Origin of the sequence: Mesonia mobilis DSM 19841 (genome assembly GCF_000423405.1) — a bacterium.
GTDB lineage: Bacteria > Bacteroidota > Bacteroidia > Flavobacteriales > Flavobacteriaceae > Mesonia > Mesonia mobilis.
Genome location: NZ_AUHX01000026.1, coordinates 1 through 5,359 on the forward strand (window position 1 = coordinate 1; position 5,359 = coordinate 5,359).

General features: G+C 33.1%; 6 protein-coding genes. All 6 read right to left on the reverse strand.

Annotated elements, in window-relative coordinates:
* Positions 1-565: 565 nt before the first annotated feature.
* Positions 566-718 (reverse strand): hypothetical protein, encoded by a 153-nt coding sequence (locus tag G551_RS16575; RefSeq protein WP_156876794.1) that lies wholly within the window; start codon positions 716-718, stop codon positions 566-568.
* A gap of 266 nt (positions 719-984) precedes the next feature.
* Positions 985-1,539 (reverse strand): hypothetical protein, encoded by a 555-nt coding sequence (locus G551_RS0111970; protein WP_027885787.1) that lies wholly within the window; start codon positions 1,537-1,539, stop codon positions 985-987.
* Between the two features lie 133 nt (positions 1,540-1,672).
* Entirely contained in the window at positions 1,673-2,176 is a 504-nt protein-coding gene (locus G551_RS0111975) for a hypothetical protein (RefSeq protein ID WP_027885788.1), read from the reverse strand.
* 163 nt (positions 2,177-2,339) lie between these two features.
* Positions 2,340-2,924, reverse strand: a complete 585-nt coding sequence (locus G551_RS0111980) for a CHAP domain-containing protein (protein WP_027885789.1) — start codon at positions 2,922-2,924, stop codon at positions 2,340-2,342.
* 190 nt (positions 2,925-3,114) lie between these two features.
* Positions 3,115-3,600, reverse strand: coding sequence for a hypothetical protein (locus G551_RS0111985; RefSeq protein ID WP_027885790.1), 486 nt, complete (start codon positions 3,598-3,600; stop codon positions 3,115-3,117).
* A gap of 184 nt (positions 3,601-3,784) precedes the next feature.
* Positions 3,785-4,081: a hypothetical protein gene (locus tag G551_RS0111990; protein WP_027885791.1), complete on the reverse strand. Its 297-nt coding sequence runs from the start codon at positions 4,079-4,081 to the stop codon at positions 3,785-3,787.
* Positions 4,082-5,359: the final 1,278 nt, after the last annotated feature.

Sequence of the window (5,359 nt, forward strand, 5' to 3'; positions counted from 1 at the left end):
TGAGCGATTCCAATTAATCGTTCCTGCTTTTAAAATTGAAAAAGCCAGAAATAATTTTTTTGAAAACTAATTTTGATGCTTGTAAGAGACGTTAGGGTTTAGAAAAATAGAGTAGAGTTGAGGTAAATTTAATCCGCAACTAATTATCCATTTCAATTTATCCGGCTGAGTAAGTTTTTCAGTTGAGGTTAAATTACTTTTAGGATTTTTAATTTTTCTCTGCGAACAGATTATCCATCCAGTTATCGATTCTGCTTTTGCCGGAAGTTCGTTAAGTTGCAGTAAACCCAATAATTATTCCTGCTGATTTGATTTCGGAGCTATTGTTGGCAACGGTCCCGTATATTTGTCAGTTGTGGGAATTTAGGAATTAAAGATAGTAAAAAGAACTGACTTTGACGCGTGAGCGTCTGTGTCCGCAGGACACAAAGCCACAATTGGAAATATATGTTGTTGGTAAAAGTGTTTTTTCCGTTTCAATTTTCGGTTTCATTTTATCATTTTTTAGCATTTTAGTCCGCTGATTTCAAATTACTATTTTGAAAACGAATTTTGGTTTTATATTTTATCCGTAAAGATTTGGGAAAATAGAGTAGTGCTGAGAAATTTTTATCCGCAACAATTTATCGGTTCCGGTTAATCGAGTTTGAGTAAGTTTTTCAGCTGAGTTCAAATTTCCTTTAAGATTTTTAATTTTCTCTGCGCAAAGTTTATCCATTCAGCTTTTGTTTCGAGTAATTTTATCCTTTTAGATTGTCAATTTTTCTTTAAGTTTTCGTTCAAGAAAGAGATTGTTTAAGAAATAAAATTTTAAGATTACCACGCTGTAATTATGCATTTTTACCAACGGTCTTGTATAATTACCCAGCTAAGGGAATTTGGAAACTAAAGATAGTAAAAAGAACTGACTTTGACGCGTGAGCGTCTGTGTCCGCAGGACACAAAACCTTAGTTGGAATTATACGTTGTTGCCTACAGTTATTTTTATTCGTTCTCAATTTTATTTAATTCCGCTATTCTGTTTTTATGCATTTCAAATATTATTTCAGGATTCCATTCGTCATCTTCCGTTTTTCCGTGTCCCAATGACATTACTGAAACCAATTTTCCATTCTCTGCGTAAAATTGGCAAGTCCAAGGTTGCAGAGTGTAATGATTAATTGGCATATATTTTATTGACTCCTCTGCGTAAATAAGTTCTCCGTTTTGTTCGTAATAAACTTCTTCGTAAAGAGTTGCTTTTTCGTGAGAGTCAATTTGTATTATTCGTTTTCCATTATCAGTTTCGCAAATCCGCCAAAATTCCGTTTTTCCATTAAAGTCAGTTACGGCATCTACATTTTGGGAACAGTTGGAAAGTTCAGCAAAATATTGGTCATTAATTTCAGTCCTTAATTTTTCTTCTTTATCTAATTCAGTTTCTGAATCAGAGATTGTTGTTTCAGATTCCGCCACATTTTTTTCATTTGAGTTGCTTTTTTTCGATTCGCAAGCAGTCAATGAAATCAAGATTGTTAATGTCAGCAGGATTTTTTTCATAATTGTTGGCAACGGTCTTGTATAATTACCCAGCTAAGGGAATTTGAGAATTAAAGATAGTAAAAAGAACTGACTTTGACGCGTGAGCGTCTGTGTCCGCAGGACACAAAACCTTAGTTGGAATTATACGTTGTTAGCAACTGGATTTTTTGGTTAAATATTTTCTTATAAATTCTACTTTTTCAGATAATCCATCGTGCTTTTTTTCTGCCGCTAAATTTAAAAGTGATTCAGTCATTTTATTTGGTTTGATTTTTTCTGTCCAAAGGAGTTGGTCAAGAACACCAAGTCCAAAATCCGCAACATTTTCATCATTCAAAAATTCCGTAATCCAGTGAATTGATTTTGGGTGTGCAATATCTTTAATTACAAGAACTGCAATTCGGCGGTCATCTTTATTTGTCGAATTTTTATAAATTTTGTAAGCATAATCAGTCGCGTATTCAGATTCTAAAACCCGTAAACAATTAACTGCTAAATTCCATTCTGTCTTAAGTTCAATTATATAATCAACAGTATTTTTTATCCAAGTTTTTCCTAAAAATAATTCTATTGCAAATTTTGATTTTCCGTCGTGAGTTAGTTCGGAATTATTATTTTTAATCAATTCAGCTATTTTGCGCCATTCGGTGTTCATTTTTTGTTTATCTTGTTGCTAACGGTCTCGTATAACCGTCAGTTACGGGATTAAAGTTAATAATTTTCGGTTTAGCACAGGCTTTAGCAATTCCGAGTGGATTCGGACGTAGTCGAATCCGCCGTAATTGCGGTTATACATTGTTGTAAATAGTACTTTTTCACTATTTTCTTAACCAACCTAAAATTCGGTCATTTTTTATTATCCATTTTCCGTTTTCATTTATCAAGTCATACCTTTCTCTTGAATTCCCATATGGTCCAGGATTTTGTTGAATAATTTCAATTTCGTTTTCGGTCACTTTAGAAACTATAGAAACGTGTCCATATTTATTCAGTGTTGTTCCCGAATAAACTATTAAATCGTTTATTTTTGGCTTGGATTTACTTGGATTTTTAAATTGTTTTAAATTCCGCTGTTTGTTTATTTCTCCGTCTTTGATTCGTGAGTTAAAAAAGTCTTTTGCGTGTCCATAAGTATCAGGCATTTTGTGGTTTAGTTCTTCGTAGTAATATCGTTTCACGAATTCCACGCATTGATATTTTAGTCCAAGATTATATCCATCTTTCGCTAAAGCTCGTCCGTCCACATTTCCAACACCGCCATTATAATAAACAGCAACTCCATTCAGACTATCAATTTTTTGTCCGACTTCATAATTCGGATTTAGATTGATTTTTTTTGATGCGAAAAATCCAACAACGAGTAAAATCAGAATTCCGAGTATTAGTAAAAGTCGTTTTTTCAATTCGTTCGTAATTTTTTTTGTATTATTTACAACGGTCTCGTATAACCGTCAGTTACGGGTTAATATGCGTTAATTTTCGGTTAAGCACAGACTTTAGCAATTCCGAGTGGATTCGGACGTAGTCGAATCCGCCGTAATTGCGGTTATACATTGTTGGGTACAGTGTTTTTTATTCCACATTACTTTTCCGCTAATTTTCTTTTGAAAGTAATGCCGATAGACAACGCGTGATTGCTTGTCTAATGTCATCCGCTTCTGTTTCTCCTTGTCCTTCTGCTGAACAGGAACTAATCAGTTCATTTGATTTCGCAGAGACAAGTTGTATCGTTACTTCTATTGTATATCCAAAACCTCTATTCCTTCTGCCACTTTCTCCATAATTCACAATTAGAGTTTCGTTTGTCAATTCATTTTTTAATTCGGGTAATCTTATAAATCCTTCTTTTGATAATATTCCTGTTATTACATCTGTCGGATTTACGCTTTTACTTGTAGAATAATATTGTCCTCCGTAGGTTGCTCCAGCACTTGAAGTCAGACTATTTGTCGGTGAAATGTAAATGTATTTATAATTTTCAGTCGAACTGTTTTTAATAGTCGTTGCTGGTTTAAGTGGCGCACAACTGAATATTAAAAAGTTCAAAATCAATATTCCAATAAGTTTGATAGTTTTCATTTGTCAGTTTAATTCAGAACGGTATTTTTAAATTTTGAAGTTGGTCAATTCACATTGTACCCAACGGTCTTGTATATTTGTCAGTTGTGGGAATTTGGAAACTAAAGATAGTAAAAAGAACTGACTTTGACGCGTGAGCGTCTGTGTCCGCAGGACACAAAACCACAATTGGAAATATACATTGTTATGTGCTGGCTTTTATTTTTTCATAAAGTTTGTCAAAATCATTTGCCATTAATATAAAATCTTCTCCCCAACCATTAGGAATTGCAATTTCTTGAAATGTTCCAGTTGGGGCAAAGTTAAGATTGAGTTTTTCAAGTATTTTCAGATTACCATTGTCAAGTTCTTTAATGTCCTTTTCTAATTCAGATTTGAGCTCGTAAGCTCTGTTGTATTTTGTCCAAGTTAAATTGGTTTGGTCGGTTAGACGTGAGTTTATGTTTTTTATTATTTCTATGATTACTTGGATATATGTCATTTTGCAATTAGGGTTTTTGAGTTTCGATTTCTAATTGACCAAATACAATTCATTAAAAAGACAATAGCTGAAATTAACATTAAAGTTAAAGTCAGTCGAGAGTCAGAGTTCAGAATATTATCTGAAATGAAAGTTAGTCCAATTAAAATCAGATGAGATATAGAAAGATTTTTATTTGTGCAATAACGTAATATTGCTAAAATCCCATATCCGATTAAAAATGTTAACCACAAAAATGGTTTAACTATGAAAATCCAAAAGCTAAAATCGTAAGACCGACCCAAAGTCCAATTGTATCCTGTTTGGATTCCTCCAAAGTATATTGAAATCATTAATAGTATAATGATTAATAAAAACATTTTCCTTTGAACTAATTTGTCAAATGTCATTTTTCCGATTGAGTGAGTTTAGCTTGCACATAACGGTCTCGTATATCGCTTCAAGTTGCGATCGCTAAGAAACGAATATAGCTAAAAAACATTTAATAATTGTACGTGCCAGAGAAATGTCAGCCTAAAACCTGCGCAGCAATTTGTGATATACAGTGTTGGTTACTTTTGCGACACGTTTTGCTGATAACATTCTGCTTTGCGATTCCGATTTATCGTTCTTGCTTTTAAAATTGAACAAGCCTAAATTATCAGTTTAAAAATCAATTTCGCTGCGTGTAAGAGACGTTATGGTTCAGAAAATAGAGTAGAGTTGAGGTAAATTTAATTCGCAACAAATTATCCATATCAATTTATCCAACTGAGTAAGTTTATCAGTTGAGATAAAATTTCGTTTAGGATTTTTAATTTTTCTGTGCGAACAGATTATCCATCCGGTTATCGGCTCTGTTTTTGCCGGACGTTCGTTAAGTTGCAGTAAACTCAATGATTTAACGTGCTGATTTTATTTCGGAGCAATTGTTACCAACGGTTTTGTTTATCTTTCAGTTGTGGGAATTTAGGAAATGAAGATAATAAAAAGAAATGACTTTGACGCGTGAGCGTCTGTGTCCGCAGGACACAAAGCCACGATTGAAGATAAACGTTGTTGTCTAAAGTGCTTTTCCGTCCAGATTTTCGATTCCACTTTATCGTTTCAGAGCTTCTTTGTCAGCCGAGTTTTAATTTTCTTTTGAAAACGTATTTTAGTTTTAATTTATCTCCGTAAAGCTTTAAAAAAATAGAGTAGTGCTAATAAATTTTTAACCGTAGCAATTTATCGTTTCCAGTTTATCGAGATTGAGTAAGTTTAAGTCAGTTGAGTTCTAATTTTTTGTTGAATTTTTAA

Bases quoted from the DNA above. Each gene is read 5' to 3' on its own strand.
- G551_RS16575 (WP_156876794.1), bottom strand. From the start codon at position 718: ATGGATAAACTTTGCGCAGAGAAAATTAAAAATCTTAAAGGAAATTTG.
- G551_RS0111970 (WP_027885787.1), bottom strand. From the start codon at position 1,539: ATGAAAAAAATCCTGCTGACATTAACAATCTTGATTTCATTGACTGCT.
- G551_RS0111975 (WP_027885788.1), bottom strand. From the start codon at position 2,176: ATGAACACCGAATGGCGCAAAATAGCTGAATTGATTAAAAATAATAAT.
- G551_RS0111985 (WP_027885790.1), bottom strand. From the start codon at position 3,600: ATGAAAACTATCAAACTTATTGGAATATTGATTTTGAACTTTTTAATA.
- G551_RS0111990 (WP_027885791.1), bottom strand. From the start codon at position 4,081: ATGACATATATCCAAGTAATCATAGAAATAATAAAAAACATAAACTCA.